Origin of the sequence: Phaeobacter sp. BS52, assembly GCF_045040595.1 — a bacterium.
Lineage (GTDB): Bacteria > Pseudomonadota > Alphaproteobacteria > Rhodobacterales > Rhodobacteraceae > Phaeobacter > Phaeobacter piscinae.
In genome coordinates this window covers 3,553,827-3,570,697 of sequence record NZ_CP090662.1, presented here as the reverse complement: position 1 = coordinate 3,570,697, position 16,871 = coordinate 3,553,827, and the positions used below count along the sequence as shown (strand labels likewise).

Below are 16,871 nucleotides of genomic sequence, written 5' to 3'. Positions count from 1 at the left end.
ACCCCGATGGGATGATCTACCAGTCCGCAACATCTCGCCGACCACCCCCGCCACCAGCAGCCTTAGGGCAGCACCTGAGCGAAGGCGATCACCAGCTTGTCTGTGATCTCGCCGATCTGATCTTCACTGAGGATAAAGGGCGGTGCCAGCAAGATATGATCGCCATTCCGCCCATCCCGCGTGCCCGCCATCGGATAGCAGATCATCCCGGCCTCAAACGCCGCCTTTTTCAGCTTGCTAAGCAACACCGAGGCCGGGATCAAACGGCGTTTTGCTCTCGCGGTCTGCCACCAGTTCGATCCCACGGAACAGCCCCCGCCCGCGCAGATCGCCGACATGCGGGTGTGCGCCAAACCGCGCGACCAGTGCTGCGTGCAGCTTCTCGCCCATCTCGGCACTGCGCTGTACCAGACCGCGATCCAGCAGCGACCGCACCACCGCCAGCCCCGCCGCCGTCGCCACCGGGTGGCCGATATAGGTGTGGCCATGCTGGAAAAACCCGCTGCCGCCTTCAATCGCCTCATAGATCTGGCGACTGCACAGCATCGCACCAATCGGCTGATAACCAGCCCCCAACCCCTTGGCGATGCACAGGATATCCGGCGCCACACCGTCCGCCTCGCAGGCAAACAGATGCCCGGTGCGCCCCATGCCGCACATCACCTCATCCAGAATGAGCAACACGCCGTATTGGTCGCAGATCTCGCGGATGCGTTTGAAATACCCCTCAACCGCGGGCACCGCGCCGGATGTGGCCCCGACCACAGGCTCCGCCATGAAGGCCATGACCGTTTCAGGCCCAAGCCGCAGAATCTCCGCCTCCAACTCATTGGCGACGCGCTGACCATAGTCGTAGCTGCTTTCGCCGTCGCCCCGATCGACATATTCATAGCAGGGCGCTATGTGGGAAATATCAATCAGCAGCGGCGCAAACTGCTGCCGTCGCCATGCGTTGCCGCCCGCTGCAAGGGCGCCAAGCGTGTTGCCATGATAGCTTTGCCGCCGGGCGATCACATGGCGTCGCGCGGTGTCACCGCATTCCAGATGGTATTGCCGCGCCAGCTTGATCGCCGCCTCGGTCGCCTCAGACCCGCCAGACACGAAATAGACCCGATCCAGATCCCCAGGCGCCTGTGAAATCAGCAGATCCGCCAGCGCCTCTGCTGGTTCCGACGTCATAAAGCCGGTATGGGCAAAGGCCAGTTTGCCGACTTGCTCCTGCACTGCAGCAATCACTCCGGCATCGGAATGCCCCAGACAGGACACCGCCGCCCCGCCAGAGCCATCAAAGTAGCGTTTGCCATTGGCATCAATCAGATAGCAACCGTCCCCTGCGACGGCAGTGGGCAGATTGGCCTTGGTGTGGCGGGGAAAAACATGGCTCATATCTGGGCTCCTTTATCCTCGGAAACAGACATCACAAACGGGCGATGCCCCGCCGCGCGCGCCAATGCGACAAACTCGGCAACTGAGGCTGCGTTGTCAGGATACTCCGATCCATCCGCAGCTTGGGTATTGTTTTCAAACCCGATCCGCAGCCGCCCCCCTGCCTCCAGCCCCGCCAGCAGGCAGGCGTGTTCCTGCTGGCCAAAGGCGCAGAGCCCCCAGTCCAGATCCAGATCCGCAGTTGCCTCAAGAAACACGCGCAGCTCGGACGCCTCAGCCAAACGCGGCGGCGCATATTGGCCCAGCACAAAAATAGCCGACCGCATCTGCGCCGGAATATCCCCCCGCGCATAGGCCTGACGCAACGCCGCAATACAGTCAGGACCATACAGGATATGCTGCACCTCGGTTCCTGCCTCCGTGCAGATCGCATAGGCCCGCGCGGCCAATGTCCAGTCCCGCGCCATTTCCCGGACTGAGACCGAGGCCGCCGCCGGGCGCAGCGCCTCCAGACAGGCCAGCTGATCCGCCACATCAAACATACCCGCACTCTCGGTGGTGATCTGGATCGCCATGCCCGGCGCCGCCTCAGCCACCGCCGCCATCGCCGCGCGGTAGCGCCCCGCATCCAGGGAATGGCCGCCGTCCCGATCGCGCACGTGCAGATGCAGCGCATCCGCCCCGGCCCGTTGGCAGGCGGCTGCCGTGGCAGCAATTTCCGCCGTGCGCAACGGCAGACCCGGATGATCCGCCTGCCGTCGCCGCGCCCCATTGGGGGCCACCATCAAATGATATGTCGTCACCGCGTCGCTCCGCCTGTGTCACTGCGCCGGTCTATCGGCTGCACCGGTTTGGCGCATAACGGCGCATGTTCTCAATCCGGCAAATCCAGAACATATGTTTTTCACCACATCTCCCCGCTCGCTCCGCGTCTGGAGCTAAATTGCGTCGGCAACTGGACCTAGAGCAAAACGTAAATTTAGCGTTTCGTGGATACAGGGCGAGTCTGGCCAGCCAATCCATGGCAGACCGCATTTTCGAACAACGTGGAAAGGGCATGTCATGGATGGCACGTTCAATGAAAACGACCTGAGCCGGGTCATCGCCGCAGACAAGGCCAACGTCTGGCATCATCTGATCCAGCACAAGCCTTTTGAAGAAAACGACCCCCGCATCATCGTCGAGGGCAAAGGCATGCGGGTCTGGGACCAGAACGGCAAGGAATGGCTCGACGCCGTTTCCGGCGGGGTCTGGACCGTCAATGTCGGCTATGGCCGCGAGGAAATCGCCAAGGCGGTCTATGACCAGCTGATGAAGCTCTGTTATTTCGCGCAATCCGCAGGCTCGATCCCCGGTGCGTTGTTTGCCGAAAAGCTGATTGAGAAGATGCCCGGCATGAGCCGGGTCTACTACAACAATTCCGGATCTGAGGCGAATGAGAAAGCCTTCAAGATGGTGCGCCAGATCGCGCATAAGAAATATGGCGGCAAGAAAACCAAGATCCTGTACCGCGACCGAGACTACCACGGCTCCACCCTCGCAGCGATGTCCGCAGGCGGCCAGGAAGAGCGTAATATGCAATATGGCCCCTTCGCACCTGATTTCGTGAAGGTTCCTCACTGCATGGAATACCGCAAGCACGAGCTGGGTCTGGAGCATCTCTCCGGCAAGGAGTTCGGCATCGCCGCCGCCAATCAGATCGAAGAGGTCATCCTGCGCGAAGGCCCCGATACCGTTGGCGCGCTCTGCCTTGAGCCGGTGACCGCAGGTGGTGGTGTTATCGAGGCGCCCGAAGGCTACTGGCCGCGTGTGCAGGAAATCTGCAAACAATACGACATCCTGTTGCACATCGACGAAGTGGTCTGTGGCGTCGGCCGCACCGGCACCTGGTTTGGCTACCAGCACTACGGCATCGAGCCCGACTTCGTGACCATGGCCAAAGGCGTAGCCTCGGGTTATGCCGCAATTGCCTGCCTCGTCACCACCGAAGCGGTCTTTGACATGTTCAAGGATGACGCCAGTGATCCGATGAACTACTTCCGCGACATCTCCACCTTTGGCGGCTGCACCGCAGGCCCCGCCGCCGCGCTCGTCAATATGCAGATCATCGAGGATGAGAACCTCCTTGAGAACTGCGTCGCCATGGGGGAGCGGATGAAATCCAACCTCGAGGCGCTGATGGAGAAACATCAGGTCATCGGCGATGTGCGCGGCAAGGGTCTGTTCCTCGGCGCCGAGCTGGTTGCGGACCGCGAAACGAAGGAGCCGGTGGACGAGAAACTGGCACAGGCGGTTGTGGCCGAATGTGGCAATCAGAACGTCATAATCGGCGTCACCAACCGCTCCATTCCGGGCAAGAACAACACCCTCTGCTTCAGCCCTGCGCTGATCGTGACCCCCGAAGACGTGGACAAGATCACCGACGCGGTGGATGTGGCCCTGACCAAAGTGTTTGGCTGATACATTTCCCCTGTTGGAGGAACGAATTGCGCCCCGGTATGTCCGGGGCGCTTTCTTGTTGAGACAGTTGGCCCGGTCGGGCTCAGACAAGCCGCACCGCGATTCCGCCATCCACCGCCACCGGACCGCCGGTCACGAAACTGGACCGGTCCGACAGAAGAAACAGCGCAGCTTGGGCAATTTCCACCGGCGCGGCCATCCGTTTCATCGGGTGCAACCCTGCGATAAAACTGTGTGTGTCCGGATCGTCCCCCGCCATGGCGGTTTTGGTTCCGCCCGGCAGCAGCGCGTTTGCCCGGATACCCTCTGCAGCCAGATCGGACGCCAGCGACTGAACCAGGCCGATCAACCCCGCCTTAGACGCCGCATAGGCCCCCATGCCAGGCATGCCGCCATTGCTGAACCCAACAAAGGATCCGGTAAACACCAGCGCACCACCGCCGCGCGCGCGCAGAGCCGGGATCTGCGCCTTGGCCGAGAAAAACGCGCCGGTCAGGTTTGCCGTGAGGACGGCGTTCCAGTTGGCGGCATCCATCTGCTCAACCGGCCCCATGTCACCCATGATGCCCGCGTTGTTAAAGGCGCCGTCCAGCCCGCCGAACGCCTCTGTCGCCAAGGCAACCAAAGATTCTGAATAGGATTCCTCGGTAACGTCCCCGGCCAGGCAGGCCGCCCGTCCACCGCTCTGATTTATCTGACCCGCAAGGGTTTGCAGCTCAGCCTGCCGCCGGGCACCCAGCACGACATTCGCCCCTTCTGCCGCAAACAACAACGCCGCCGCAGCACCGATGCCACTGCTTGCGCCGGTGATGATAAGTGTCTTGTCTTTTAGTTCCATGATCAAAGCCTCCATTGGTTGACGCCCTGAGCTAATCGCCTCACTGACATGCACTCGACCCGTTTCATGCGGTTGCAGCGGAGGCTCTTCCCTTTCCCGCAGGAAACGGGTCGCGGAGGCCGCCGGTCCCGGACCGCCAGGTAACGCCGCCCCAGACGCGACAGCGCCGCGCAAATGCGCGGCGCTTGGCCCAACGGGTGTCAGGCATCTCAGATGCCGCGCACCGGACGGAAGCATCCCGCCCAGTCCCGGCTCCTCAGACCATCTGAAACAGGATCCCAGACAGGATCGCGCCGGTGACCCCCAGCGCCAGATAGGTGGCAAAGACCTGCGGCTTCACCAGCGACCAGACCGCCGCCATCGCCGGGATCGAACTCACTGCGCCCGCCACCATGAAGGCCATCGCGGCTCCCGCGCTCATCCCCTGCTCCATCAGCCCCGCCAGCAAGGGCGGCGCCACATAGGAGTTGAGATAGGCAGGCATCCCCACCAGCGCCGCCGTAGCAATCGGCAGGATCCCCTCGCCACCCACCAGGGTCGCAATCAAATCAGCTAAGCACATAGGACACCAACAGCGCCTCCAGCACATAGGCCAGCGTCAGCCATTTCACCAAAAACAGACCATTGCTGAAGAACTCCTGACGGAACTGGCTGCGCCGTGCAGGCTCCCGCCAGAAGGCCCAGACCGGCGCCTCGGCCTTCGGCGCACCACGGCCACAGCAGCTGGAACGTGGCGCCTGCCGCAGCGGGCTGGTAAAGGCGCCCGCCCCCCGCAATGCCTTGATGGTAAAGCCACCAAACAGGCCAAGCGCCACCGCCGCCACCGCCTTGGCAATCGCAAACGGCCAGCCGAGCGCCCCTGCCGTGATCAGCAGCGTCGGCGGATCAATCAGGGGAGACGCCAGCCAGAACGCCATCACCGCAGACAGCGGCGCGCCCAGCGCCAACAGCCCGGCAATAAACGGGATCACCTCGCAGGAACAAAACGGTGCCAGCCCGCCAAAGACCGCTGCCAGAAAGATCATCCGCACTTCCCGCCCTTCAAAAGCGCGCGCGACCATCACCTCGGCCCCTGTCGCCTTGAGGTAGGAAAGCAGCAGCACCGCAAAGAGAATATAGCGCCCGGTATGCAGCAGCGCCGCCCCGGCGAACCGAATGACCTCCGCCAGATTGCCGGGGTCCAGCACCGCCACCGCCAGCAGGATCGCCACACAAAGCGCCCATGGCGTTTTGATCCCCCGCGCAATCAGGCCTGCAGGGCGTGGATTTTGTGTCAGCTCAGCCATCGTTTGCCACCTCCCGGATAGAGACATCATCCGCACAGCACTCACTGAGGATAAACCCCGCCAGTTGTTGCAACTGATCATAGTCCGCCGTGTTATAGGTGCTGCGACCGTCTTTGCGCTGCAGGATCAACCCGGCTCCAGCCAGAAGTTTCAGGTGATGGGCCAATGTGGAGGGCGCAATCCCCGTGCGGGCCTGAATATCCTGCACCATCAACCCGCCTTCGCCCGCGCGCACCAGACAGCGCAAAACCGCCAGCCGCGCCTCCGACCCCATCGCCGCAAATCCACCCGCCGCCTGTTCCCAGTCCATAACGCACCTCCTGGCCCCATCTTGACCTCAATTTATTCGATAAAACTAGTTATATAGATATCACGAGGAAGTGCAAGGCACCTCTGTTGCACGTGATCCAAACTGCAAATGAACATATTCGTCTTGCCGCCCGGATTGATGAGAGTGAAAGCGGCCTGTTCCACCGACCTCAAGCCAGTACGCGGCACAGATTTCCCCAAACTGGCACTAAGTCCAGATTGCACCCCATTTATGTCCAGCCTACAGTGAGGCATGGCCATCTCTGTCGACACCTTCTTTCTGAACCCCGATGCGCAAGGCACCCTGCAGGCGCAGATCCAGGAAATGATTGCCGAGGGCATTCTCTCCGGCCGCTTGCGGGTGGGCGAGAAACTGCCTTCCTCGCGCAAGCTGGCCGCGCATCTGGGCATCAGCCGCATCACCGTAACGCTGGCCTATACAGAGCTTCTGGCCAATGACTACCTGATCTCCAAAGGACGGTCTGGGTATTATGTTTCCGAAAACGCCCCGGTGCCGCCCAGCTACGCGCCTTCGCAGAAATCTGCGGATACGGTGGACTGGGCCTCGGCCATCGTCGGCAATTACTGCGGCGGCGACACCCCCCGCAAACCACAGGACTGGCGCGATTATCGCTTCCCGTTCATCTACGGGCAGGCGGATGCCTCGCTGTTTGACCACGCCAACTGGCGGCTCTGTGCCCTGCGCGCGCTGGGGCAAAAGGATTTTGCCGCGCTCACCAATGATTACTTCGATCAGGACGATCCGCTTCTGGTGGAATATATCGCCCGCCACACCCTGCCCCGCCGCGGCATCTCTGCCCGGCCAGAGGAAATCCTGATCACTCTTGGGGCGCAGAACGCACTCTGGCTGGTGGCGCAGCTGCTCTTGGGACCGGGACGCAAGGCCGCGCTGGAGGATCCGACCTATTACACCCTGCGCGATCAGCTGGTCTATCGCGGCTGCGAGATCGACTGCCTGCCGGTGGACCATGACGGGCTGCCACCCGACACCATCCGGGAGGACACCGATGTCATTTTCACCACCCCCAGCCACCAGAGCCCGACCACAGCCACCATGCCGATGGCGCGTCGCAAACAGCTGCTGGACCGCGCCCGCGATATTGATGCGGTGATTGTCGAGGATGACTATGAATTCGAGATGTCCTTCCTCGGCGCTCCCTCACCGGCGCTGAAGTCGCTCGATGCGGATGGCCGGGTGGTTTATGTCGGCAGCTTCTCCAAATCGCTCTTCCCCGGCCTGCGCCTTGGCTATCTGGTGGGGTCCGAACCCTTCATCCGGCAGGCCCGCGCCCTGCGCGCCAATGTGCTGCGCCATCCGCCCGGCCATGTGCAGCGCACCGTGGCCTATTTCCTGTCGCTGGGCCACTACGATGCCCAGATCCGCCGCATGGCCAAGGTTCTGCATGATCGCCGCTGCGTGATCGAAGAGGCGGTGACCCATCACGGGCTTAGCGTGGCAGGCGTCGGGGTCTACGGCGGCTCCTCCCTGTGGATGCACGCCGACGCGGGCGTGGATACTGCGGCGGTCGCCCAATCGCTGAAGGCAAAGAGCGTCCTGATCGAACCCGGCGCGCCTTTCTTCGCGGCGGAACACCGCAAACAGAACTATTACCGCTTGGGGTACTCTTCGATCCCGTCCAACCGGATCGCGCCCGGGCTGGCCCTCATCGCAGAGGCCCTGCGCCCCAGTCGTGCAAAGGCTGGCTAGCCTGCCACAGCTGCGATGCGCCCGCCTCATGGCCGTCTGCTTGGCGCCGCACCGCAGCATTCCGCGCCCCATCGCATACTGGTACTAAGCCGGGGCGGGAACTGGCCCTAACCCGGCTCTGCCCGGCGGAATACACCAGATTCATCCCGGCCTCTGTGCTCAGCCCTTTTGGCGTCTCATCAGGAGAATACGCGATGAAAATGACCACCGAGGAAGCATTTGTAAAAACACTGCAAATGCACGGCATCCAACATGCGTTTGGCATCATCGGCTCGGCCATGATGCCGATTTCCGACATCTTCCCCGACGCAGGGATCACCTTCTGGGACTGCGCCCACGAAGGCTCCGGCGGCATGATGGCCGACGGCTACACCCGCGCCACCGGCAAAATGTCGATGATGATCGCCCAGAACGGCCCCGGCATCACCAACTTCGTGACCGCCGTCAAAACCGCCTACTGGAACCACACCCCGCTCTTGCTGGTCACTCCTCAGGCTGCGAACAAGACCATTGGCCAGGGCGGTTTCCAGGAAATGGAACAGATGCGCATGTTCGCCGACTGCGTCGCCTATCAGGAAGAGGTCCGCGACCCCTCCCGCGTGGCCGAAGTGCTGAACCGTGTGATCATGAACGCCAAGCGCGCATCGGCGCCTGCACAGCTGAACATTCCGCGTGACATGTGGACCCAGGTCATCGACATCGAACTGCCCGCCATTGTCGAATTTGAACGTCCTTCCGGTGGCGAAACCGCCGTCAGCGACGCGGCGAAACTGCTGTCCGAAGCCAAGAACCCCGTGATCCTGAACGGCGCCGAGCGTGGTATTGTCCAAGGGCGGCATCGCCGCGTCGCAGGAACTGGCCGAACGTCTGGATGCCCCGGTCTGCGTGGGTTATCAGCACAATGACGCTTTCCCCGGCAACCACCCGCTGTTTGCAGGTCCACTGGGTTACAACGGCTCCAAGGCCGGGATGGAGCTGATCAAGGACGCCGACGTCGTTCTCTGCCTCGGCACCCGTCTGAACCCTTTCTCCACCCTGCCCGGCTACGGCATGGAATACTGGCCCGCCGATGCCAAGATCATTCAGGTCGACATCAACCCGGATCGCATTGGCCTGACCAAGAAAGTCTCCGTCGGCATCATCGGCGACGCCGCCAAAGTGGCCTCCGGGATCCTCTCCCAACTGAGCGACACCGCAGGCGATACAGGCCGCGCAGAGCGTAAGAACCGCATTTCGGAAACCAAATCCCGCTGGGCGCAGCAGCTGACCGAAATGACCCATGAGGACGACGATCCGGGCACCACCTGGAACGAACGCGCCCGCGCCGACAAACCCGAATGGATGAGCCCCCGCATGGCGTGGCGCGCCATCCAGCAGGCCCTCCCCCGTGAGGCGATCATCTCCTCCGACATCGGCAACAACTGCGCCATCGGCAACGCTTACCCATCCTTCGACGAGGGGCGCAAATATCTGGCCCCCGGCCTTTTTGGTCCCTGTGGCTATGGTCTGCCCGCCATTGTCGGCGCCAAGATCGGCTGCCCGGACACCCCGGTCGTGGGCTTCTCCGGCGATGGTGCCTTCGGCATCGCGGTGACCGAGCTGACGGCGATTGGCCGCGGTGAATGGCCCGCGATCACCCATATCGTGTTCCGCAACTACCAGTGGGGCGCGGAAAAGCGGAACTCCACCCTGTGGTTCGATGACAACTTCGTCGGCACCGAACTGGACGAGCAGGTTTCTTATGCAGGCATTGCCAGCGCCTGTGGTCTCAACGGTGTTGTGGCCCGTACCATGGATGAGCTGACCACCGCACTTGCGCAGGCCATCGAGGACCAGAAAAACGGCAAGACCACCCTGATCGAAGCCATGATCAACCAGGAACTGGGTGAGCCGTTCCGCCGTGACGCCATGAAGAAGCCGGTCCGCGTAGCAGGCATCGACAAGGCCGACATGCGCGAGCAGCAGGTCTGACGCCTATGCCCCTGCCTTTTGATCTCTCAATGGGCGCGGGCGCCTTTCTGGCCGCCGCATTATTTGCGGCGGCCTTTATCCGCGGATATTCGGGCTTTGGCTTTTCCGCGATCTTCATCATTCTCGCCGCTCTCGTCACAAATCCGCTGCCGCTGATCCCAGTGGTCTTTGCCTGCGAGATTGCGATGACCGCCTTTCAGGCGCGCGGCATTCGCCCCCATATCGACTGGCGCAGATCCCTGGCTCTCTTGGCTGGTGCTGCTGTTGCCACTTTGCCTGCCGTCGCCGTGATGGCCCGCCTTGGCCCGGATCAGGCGCGGCTGGTGATTTCCGTGCTGATCCTTGGCCTCAGCCTCCTGTTGCTCAGCGGTTGGCGCCTCGCGCGCCCCATTGGGACCGCCGGGCATGTCGCCGTTGGCATGGCCTCCGGCATGGCCAATAGCGCCGGCGTGGGCGGCCTGCCCGCCGCCGCCTCCATGACAGCCCAGCCGATTCCGCCTGCGGTGTTTCGCGCCACTATGATCGTGTTTCTGACGGGCATCGACCTGATGGCCCTGCCGGTCATGTCCGCCCATGGGCTCACTGGCCCGGACACGCTTTGGGGGGTGATCCTCGCCTTTCCCATCCTTGGTGCAGGTGTTTGGGTCGGCTCTCGCGGCTTTGCGCTCGCCGCGCCGGATTTGTTCCGCCGCTATGTCGTGACGCTCTTGGCGGCACTGGCGGCCCTCAACATCGTGAAGGCCGCGCTATGACCTCATATGCTGAAACCGACATTCTGGTCCTCAATGCAGGATCCTCTTCTATCAAGTTCGCGATCTTCGACGCGGATCTCACCCAGCGTATTGCGGGTCTGGCCGAGGGGATCGGCACGCCGCAATCACGTTTGCGCATCGCAGACAGTAGCAGCGACAGCCAGTTCCCCACCCATGCCGAAGCGCTGGCCGCGATCCTGGTGGCACTGCCCGAGCATGGGCTTGACCCGTCGCGGCTCGCAGCTGTGGGCCACCGGGTCGTCCATGGCGGGCGAAAGCTGACCAAACCGGTGCGCATCACCCCCGAGATCCGGGCCGAAATCGCCGACTGCACGCCGCTGGCTCCGCTGCACAACCCGCACAGTCTCGCGGCAATTGACACAATGGCCGCCACCGCGCCTGAGCTGCCGCAGTTTGCCAGCTTTGACACCTCGTTTCACGCCACCAATCCAGAGGTCGCCACCCGCTACGCGATCCCCCGCGTGGAAGAGACCAAGGGCATCCGCCGCTACGGGTTTCACGGTCTGTCCTACGCCTCTCTGGTGCGGCGCCTGCCGGAGATTTCCGGCGCGCCGCTGCCATCACGGATTTTGGCGTTTCACCTTGGCAACGGCGCCTCGCTTTGTGCGATCCGCAATGGCCAGTCCGTTGCCACCACAATGGGCTATTCGCCCCTGGATGGGCTGACCATGGGCACCCGGTCGGGCGGCATTGACGCCAATGCGGTGCTGCGCCTGGTCGAAGACAACGGGCTGGAGCGCACCAAGGCGATCCTCAACAACGAAAGCGGGCTATTGGGGTTGTCGGGCGGCAAATCCGACATGCGCAACCTGATGCTGGACCCCAGCGCCGACAGCGCCTTTGCCATCGAGCATTTCTGCTATTGGAGCCTGCGTCACGCAGGCAGCCTGATTGCCGCGATGGAAGGTCTGGATGCCATCGCCTTCACCGGTGGCATCGGCGAGAACGCGGTGGGTGTGCGCGCCCGTATTCTGCGCGGTCTGGAATGGATCGGCGCGCGTATGGATGTGGATGCCAACCACGCCCGCAAGGCGCGCCTGCATGCCGAGCAGCTCCAAGGTGGCGATCTGGGTAATTGAGGCTGAGGAAGAGCGCCAGATCGCGATGGACGCCCAGACCCTGATGGGGGCGTCATGATCGCCGCCCCCGTCCGCCTGTCACACCTTCAGCAAGATCAGATCTGCGCCACCGTCAGGACCGTCGCCGCCACGATGTCCTCGACCGAGGCGCCTCGGCTCAGATCGCAGACCGGCTTGGCAAAGCCCTGCAAGAACGGCCCCAGCGCCTGCGCGCCGCCCAATTCTTGGCAGAGCTTATATCCGATATTGCCCGCATTCAGCGTCGGGAAGATCAGCACATTGGCCTTAACCGGCGCGATGCCTTTCTTCTCGGCAATCGCAGGATTCAGCGCCGCATCCGCCTGCACCGGACCTGCAAATCCGCTCGCCTCTGCCGCCGCGCGCACCAGCGCCACACTGTCACCATCGCCCGAGGTGCCGGTGGAAAACGACAGCATCGCAACCCGTGCTGACCCCAGTAGCGCCTCTGCCGACCGTGCAGAGGCCCGTGCGATATCCGCCAGTTGCGCCGCATCCGGCGCCACGTTGACCGCGCAATCGGCAAACACCAATTCGCGCCCATCCGGAAACAGCATCAGGAAAAACGACGACGCGGTGCTGACCCCCGCATCCAGCCCGATGCCGATGCTGGCCGCCTCAATCACCCGGCGCGTGGGTACATCCGCGCCCGCCACCATCGCGTCCGCCTCGCCCGCAGCCACCATCGCCGCCGCGCGGTACAGGGGTTTGGAGAGCATGCGTTTGGCGATGCCTTCCTTCATACCGCGCGCCGCCACCAAGACATCCACATGCGCCGCAGACACCGGCGCCAAAGGCACAGCCTCCACCAGCCCCTCACGGGTCAGCTGGTCTACCGCAGCCGCCACTCTGGGGTCGTCCATCTCGGGAAACACCACCCGTGCCCTGCGATCCCGAGCCAGCGCATATGCGTTTTCAAGTACAGTCATTTTGTTCTCCCTTGCGGGGAAAGGAGCCAGCAATGAGCGATAACGTCAAGATCAACCGCGGCCTCAAGGGGATCTACTTCGAACGCTCCGGGGTTTCCGACATTGATGGCGCCAAGGGTGAGCTGAGTTATCGCGGCTATTCCATTCACGATCTGGCCACGCATTCCACCTTTGAGGAGGTCTGCTACCTGCTGATCCATGGCGAATTGCCCGATGCGGATCAGCTCGCAGAATTTGACACCGCACTGAAAGCCGCCCGCGTGTTGCCTGCCCCGGTGCTGGATATCATCCGCGCCACCAAGGATGGCCACCCGATGGATGTGCTGCGCACTGCCGTCTCTGCCCTCGCCGCGCTTGAACCAGACAGCCAGAAGGTGGGCGAAGACGCTTTTGTCGCCAATGGCATTCGGCTGATCTCGCAGGTGCCGATCATCATCGCCGCCCATGACGCGATCCGAAATGGCCGCGAGGTTGTGGCCCCCGACATGACCCTCAGCCATGCGGGCAACTGGCTCTGGATGCTGAAGGGCGAGAAGCCCACGCCAGAGGCCACCCGGCTCGCGGATGTCGATTTCATCCTGCACGCCGAACATGGTGCCAACGCCTCAAGCTTTGCCGCGCGCGTCACCATCGGGACCGAAACCAACCTCCACGGCGGCATCGTCACCGCGCTCTCCACCCTTGCGGGTCCAGCCCACGGCGGTGCCGCCGAGGACGTGATGAAAATGGTGCATGAGATCGGCACGCCGGACAAAGCCGCCGCCTATGTGAAGGCCAAGCGCGCCGCCAAGGAGGCCGTGACCGGATTTGGCCACCGCGTCTACCGCAAGGAAGACCCCCGCGCGCGCCACATGCGCGAAGGCGTGCGCCAGTTGGGCGCAGAAATGGGCGCGCCGGAGTGGTATGAAATCCTGCAAGCCGTGGTGGAGGCCATGCAGCCCTATGCGCGCCACGGCCTGAACGTGAATGTCGATTTCTACTCCGGCGTGATCTACCAGCTGCACGGCATCGCGATGGATCTCTACGTGCCGATCTTTGCCATCGGCCGGATGCCCGGCTGGATCATCCAATGCATCGAACAGCAGCGCGGCAATATCCTGATCCGCCCCCTGACCCTTTACAACGGGCCGGAACCCCGCGCCTATATTCCACTAAACGCGCGCTGATCGCACCCACTCCGCGCCACAGCACATAACGCCGCCCGGCCCATGCAGGCCCGGCGCATCACCGAACAGGGACACCATGGCACATACCCAGCCCCAGCTAGACACCTCGCCGCCCGTGTCGGACGAGATCCGCCAGACCACCTGCTACATGTGCGCCTGCCGCTGCGGCATCAACGTCCACATGAAAACGGATGAGGATGGCCAAAAGAAAGTCGCCTATATCGAGGGCAACCGCGATCATCCGGTGAACAAGGGCGTGCTCTGCGCCAAAGGCTCTGCCGGGATCATGCAACACAACGCGCCGTCACGTCTGCGCGCGCCGATGAAACGCGTCGGCCCCCGCGGCTCCGGCAAGTTCGAGGAAATCTCCTGGGACGAGGCGCTGGACATTGCCGCTGGCTGGCTGGAACCCATCCGCGAGGATAACCCGGAAAAGCTGGCGTTCTTTACCGGGCGCGACCAATCCCAGAGCTTCACCAGTTTCTGGGCGCAGAACTTCGGCACCTGCAACTATGCAGCCCACGGCGGGTTCTGCTCGGTCAATATGGCGACCGCTCAGCATCTACACGATGGGCGGCGCGTTCTGGGAATTCGGCCAGCCCGACTGGGATCACACCAAGCTGTTCATGTTGTTTGGCGTCGCCGAGGACCACGACAGCAACCCCATCAAGATGGGCATTGGCAAGATCAAGGCGCGCGGCGCGCGGGTCATTGGCGTTAATCCAATCCGCTCCGGCTACAACGCTGTGGCTGACGATTGGGTCGGCATCACGCCGGGCACCGACGGTCTGTTCATCCTGGCGCTGGTGCATGTGCTGATGAAGGCGGGCAAGATTGATCTGGAGTACCTCAGCCAGTTCACCAACGCGCCGGTGCTGGTCAATCAGGATCCAGATAGCGCCGATTACGGCCTGTTCCTGCGCGATGACCATGGCGCGCCTCTGGTGATCAACCGCAAGACCGGCCAGCTCGCGCCCTATGACATGCATGGCGTGCGCCCCGATCTGGGCGGCTCGTTTGAACTCAATGGCATCACCCATGTGTCCGTCTTCCAACTGATGGCCCAGCGCTATCTCAGCGACGACTACGCCCCCGAAGCCGTGGCCGAGCGTTGCGGCGTCTCCGCCAAGCGCATCCGCGCCATCGCCGCCGAGCTGGCCCGCGTCGCCTTTGACGAGGCATTCGAGCTGGATCAGGAATGGACCGATTTCCGCGGTGAGACCCATAAAACCATGAAGGGTCGCCCGGTCGCCATGCACTCCATGCGCGGTGTCTCGGCCCATGCCAACGGCTTCCAGACCTGCCGCGCGCTGCATGTGTTGCAGATACTTCTGGGCACGGTGGAGGCGCCCGGCGGCTTCCGCTTCAAACCGCCCTACCCCAAACCGGTAGAGGCGCATCCCGCCCCCCATTGCCGCGTCACCCCGAACAAACCGCTGGACGGCCCGCATCTGGGCTTCGTGCACGGGCCGGAACATCTGGCACTGAAGACCGACGGCAGCCCGGCGCGCATCGACAAGGCCTTCACCTGGGAAAACCCGATGTCCAGCCACGGGCTGATGCATATGGTGATTTCCAACGCCCATGCCGGCGATCCCTACAAGATCGACACGCTGTTCATGTATATGGCGAATATGTCGTGGAACTCCTCCATGAACACGCGCGGCGTGATGGAGATGCTCACCGACACCGACGACAACGGCGATTATGTGATCCCCCGGATCATCTATTCTGACGCCTATTCATCGGAAATGGTGGCCTATGCGGATCTGATCCTGCCCGACACCACCTATCTGGAACGCCACGACTGTATCTCCCTGCTCGACCGTCCCATCTGTGAGGCCGACGGCGCGGCGGATGCGATCCGCTGGCCGGTGGTTGAACCCGACCGCGATGTGCGGGGTTTCCAGACCGTGCTGGTGCAGCTGGCCAATAAGATGAAACTGCCCGGCTTCACCCATGAAGACGGCACAGCGAAATGGCAGGACTACGCCGACTATATCGTGAACCACGAACGCAAACCCGGCATCGGCCCGCTGGCAGGGTTTCGGGGCGAGGACGGCAGCAAGGTTGGCCGGGGTGAGGTGAACCCCGAACAGCTGGATAAATACATCGAAAACGGCGGTTTCTTTGTTGAGCACATCCCGGCAGAGGCCAGCTATTTCAAACCCTGGAACATGGCCTATCAGGACTGGGCGGTGAATCTCGGCCTCTTTGACAGCCCACAGCCCTATCTGTTCCAGCTTTATGTGGAGCCCCTGCGCAAGTTCCAGCTGGCCGCTGAAGGCCACGGTGAGCGCCAGCCGCCCGAGCACCTACGCGACCGCATCAAAGAGACGATGGACCCGCTGCCGATCTGGTATGAAACCGATCAGCAGGGCAACGACGGCTTCACCGTCAACGCCCTCACCCAGCGCCCCATGGCGATGTATCACTCCTGGGGCACGCAGAACGCCTGGCTGCGCCAGATCCACGGCCGCAATCCGCTTTATGTGCCGACCAAGCTGATGCGCGAAAACCACCTCAGCGATGGCGACTGGGCCAGGGTCACCTCCCCCCATGGTGAAATCACCGTGCCAGTGATGGAGATGGCGGCGCTCAATGAAAACACCGTCTGGACCTGGAACGCCATCGGCAAGCGCAAGGGAGCCTGGGCGCTGGAAGAAAACGCGCCGGAAGCCACCAAAGGCTTCCTGCTGAATCATCTGATCCACGAGTTGCTGCCACCGAAGGGCGACGGGCTTCGCTGGGCCAATTCCGACCCGATCACCGGTCAGGCCGCGTGGTTCGATCTGAAGGTAAAGATCGAAAAAGCCGCCGCGCCGCAGGATCTGGACGAAAGCCAACCTGTTATGGAGCCTCAAACCTCACCCGTTGGCACCGGTCCCAGGGACCTGGCATGGAAGGTGGGCAAATGATCAATCCAA

Annotated in this window: 8 protein-coding genes and 5 pseudogenes; 7 read left to right on the top strand and 6 right to left on the bottom strand. The window is 62.6% G+C overall.

Going from position 1 to position 16,871, the window contains the following annotated elements:
- Positions 1-62: 62 nt before the first annotated feature.
- Positions 63-1,386, bottom strand: a pseudogene (locus tag L0Z65_RS17385) (aspartate aminotransferase family protein).
- On the bottom strand, positions 1,383-2,189 hold the full coding sequence (locus L0Z65_RS17380) for a 3-keto-5-aminohexanoate cleavage protein (RefSeq protein WP_405109542.1): 807 nt from the start codon (positions 2,187-2,189) through the stop codon (positions 1,383-1,385). Before L0Z65_RS17380 ends, L0Z65_RS17385 begins: the two are co-directional and overlap by 4 nt.
- Positions 2,190-2,448: 259 nt before the next feature.
- Between L0Z65_RS17380 and L0Z65_RS17375 the strand changes: the two genes are divergently transcribed.
- On the top strand, positions 2,449-3,846 hold the full coding sequence (locus L0Z65_RS17375; protein ID WP_096789809.1) for an aspartate aminotransferase family protein: 1,398 nt from the start codon (positions 2,449-2,451) through the stop codon (positions 3,844-3,846).
- An 82-nt stretch (positions 3,847-3,928) separates the two neighbouring features.
- Here L0Z65_RS17375 and L0Z65_RS17370 read toward each other — a convergent pair whose 3' ends face one another.
- From L0Z65_RS17370 to L0Z65_RS17360, 3 genes and pseudogenes are all read right to left on the bottom strand, one after another.
- Positions 3,929-4,684, bottom strand: coding sequence for an SDR family oxidoreductase (locus L0Z65_RS17370; protein ID WP_405109539.1), 756 nt, complete (start codon positions 4,682-4,684; stop codon positions 3,929-3,931).
- A gap of 256 nt (positions 4,685-4,940) precedes the next feature.
- Positions 4,941-5,970: pseudogene (locus tag L0Z65_RS17365) on the bottom strand (permease).
- Positions 5,963-6,280, bottom strand: a complete 318-nt coding sequence (locus L0Z65_RS17360; RefSeq protein WP_405109537.1) for an ArsR/SmtB family transcription factor — start codon at positions 6,278-6,280, stop codon at positions 5,963-5,965. The pseudogene L0Z65_RS17365 and the gene L0Z65_RS17360 overlap by 8 nt, the downstream one beginning before the upstream one ends.
- Positions 6,281-6,532: 252 nt before the next feature.
- Here L0Z65_RS17360 and L0Z65_RS17355 point away from each other — a divergent pair, with 252 nt between their 5' ends.
- From L0Z65_RS17355 to L0Z65_RS17340, 4 genes and pseudogenes are all read left to right on the top strand, one after another.
- Positions 6,533-8,008 (top strand): PLP-dependent aminotransferase family protein, encoded by a 1,476-nt coding sequence (locus tag L0Z65_RS17355; protein ID WP_405109534.1) that lies wholly within the window; start codon positions 6,533-6,535, stop codon positions 8,006-8,008.
- Positions 8,009-8,202: 194 nt separating this feature from the next.
- Positions 8,203-9,979, top strand: a pseudogene (gene xsc, locus L0Z65_RS17350) (sulfoacetaldehyde acetyltransferase).
- A 5-nt stretch (positions 9,980-9,984) separates the two neighbouring features.
- Positions 9,985-10,731, top strand: coding sequence for a TSUP family transporter (locus L0Z65_RS17345; protein ID WP_405109531.1), 747 nt, complete (start codon positions 9,985-9,987; stop codon positions 10,729-10,731).
- A pseudogene (locus L0Z65_RS17340) lies at positions 10,728-11,889 on the top strand (acetate/propionate family kinase). Before L0Z65_RS17345 ends, L0Z65_RS17340 begins: the two are co-directional and overlap by 4 nt.
- A 37-nt stretch (positions 11,890-11,926) precedes the next feature.
- Here the strand turns inward: L0Z65_RS17340 and L0Z65_RS17335 are convergent.
- Complete coding sequence (locus tag L0Z65_RS17335; protein ID WP_405109528.1) at positions 11,927-12,778, bottom strand: phosphate acyltransferase; 852 nt, start codon at positions 12,776-12,778, stop codon at positions 11,927-11,929.
- A 32-nt stretch (positions 12,779-12,810) separates the two neighbouring features.
- Here L0Z65_RS17335 and L0Z65_RS17330 point away from each other — a divergent pair, with 32 nt between their 5' ends.
- Both L0Z65_RS17330 and L0Z65_RS17325 read left to right on the top strand, forming a co-directional pair.
- Entirely contained in the window at positions 12,811-13,944 is a 1,134-nt protein-coding gene (locus L0Z65_RS17330) for a citrate synthase (RefSeq protein ID WP_405109525.1), read from the top strand.
- Between the two features lie 76 nt (positions 13,945-14,020).
- Positions 14,021-16,862: pseudogene (locus L0Z65_RS17325) on the top strand (molybdopterin oxidoreductase family protein).
- The last annotated feature ends 9 nt before the right edge of the window (positions 16,863-16,871 follow it).

Coding starts and splice junctions, on each gene's coding strand:
- L0Z65_RS17375 (WP_096789809.1), top strand. CDS start 2,449: ATGGATGGCACGTTCAATGAAAACGACCTGAGCCGGGTCATCGCCGCA.
- L0Z65_RS17370 (WP_405109539.1), bottom strand. CDS start 4,684: ATGGAACTAAAAGACAAGACACTTATCATCACCGGCGCAAGCAGTGGC.
- L0Z65_RS17360 (WP_405109537.1), bottom strand. CDS start 6,280: ATGGACTGGGAACAGGCGGCGGGTGGATTTGCGGCGATGGGGTCGGAG.
- L0Z65_RS17355 (WP_405109534.1), top strand. CDS start 6,533: ATGGCCATCTCTGTCGACACCTTCTTTCTGAACCCCGATGCGCAAGGC.
- L0Z65_RS17345 (WP_405109531.1), top strand. CDS start 9,985: ATGCCCCTGCCTTTTGATCTCTCAATGGGCGCGGGCGCCTTTCTGGCC.
- L0Z65_RS17335 (WP_405109528.1), bottom strand. CDS start 12,778: ATGACTGTACTTGAAAACGCATATGCGCTGGCTCGGGATCGCAGGGCA.
- L0Z65_RS17330 (WP_405109525.1), top strand. CDS start 12,811: ATGAGCGATAACGTCAAGATCAACCGCGGCCTCAAGGGGATCTACTTC.